Annotated in this window: 1 protein-coding gene; it reads right to left on the minus strand. The window is 64.8% G+C overall.

The annotated features are described in order from the left end of the window. Positions 1 to 1013 (minus strand): IS256 family transposase (locus tag N416_RS0120060; RefSeq protein WP_024443882.1); only part of this gene is annotated, 1013 nt, incomplete at its 3' end. Positions 1014 to 1164: the final 151 nt, after the last annotated feature.

Consider the following 1164-nt stretch of genomic DNA (forward strand, 5'->3'; position numbering starts at 1 on the left):
ATCGGATTGTTCGACCAAATCTTCTGCCAATGGGCCTTGGGGAACGCGGTGAACGCCAGCACATCGGTCTTGGCCTCGCCCATCATTGCTGCGACCTTCGGGAAACTGTCCGCCAGGGTGTCAGCGACGCGGTCCCACTGCTCGGCCACCTCCTCGGGGTCGGTGTGGGCGAAGATCGTCTTGACCGCCGCAGTCACCGCAGGAGCATGCTTGGCCGAGACCGCAGTGTGCAGATTCCGCATGAAATGCACCCGACACCGCTGCCACGACGAACCGGTGAACTGCTGGGCCACCGCCGATTTCAGGCCGGCATGAGCATCAGAGATCACCAGATGCACCCCGGCGAGGCCGCGGGCCTTCAGCGAGGCGAGAAACTCACGCCAGAACTCATAAGACTCACTGTCACCGACAGCGGTCCCCAGCACTTCGCGGGTGCCGTCGATGGACACCCCGGTGGCCACCACTAGGGCCTGAGAGACCACGTGCGCCCCGATCCGGACCTTGCAGAAGGTCGCGTCACAGAACACGTACGGAAACGTCGTGTGAGCCAGGCTGCGGGTCCGAAACGCCTCGATCTCCTTGTCGAGGCCGGCGCAGATCCGCGAGACCTCCGATTTGGACACCCCTGACTGCACGCCCATCGCGGCCACCAGGTCATCGACACTGCGGGTGGACACCCCGTGCACGTAAGCCTCCATGATGACCGCGTGCAGGGCCTTGTCGATGCGGCGGCGGCGCTCCAGCAGCGACGGAAAGAACGAGCCGGCCCGCAGCTTGGGGATGCCCACCTCGACATCACCGGAGGTGGTCGACACCGTCTTGGGCCGATGGCCGTTACGGTGCACCGTGCGCCCATCGGCGCGCTCATAGCGGCCGGCGCCGATTGCAGCAGTGGCCTCGGCCTCGATCAGCGCCTGCAGCCCAGCACGGATCAGCTCGGCAAACACCGCGCCGCCATCAGCGGACTTCAGTGCATCGAGCTGAGCAAGCAGGGCAGAATGATCCTGGGTCATCGCGTCGTGTGTCTTCCTGTTGAGTCACTTGGTAGGTAACTCACTGACCACTACGCGATGGCCCACCCCAACACCGGCAACGACACACCCCGAACGTGTCCGCCCAGTTCAACCCCGGTCCCGAAACCCCACCACCCCAGGGGACTTACCC

The sequence above is a fragment of the Mycobacterium sp. UM_WGJ genome (assembly GCF_000455125.1).
Classification (GTDB): Bacteria; Actinomycetota; Actinomycetes; order Mycobacteriales; family Mycobacteriaceae; genus Mycobacterium.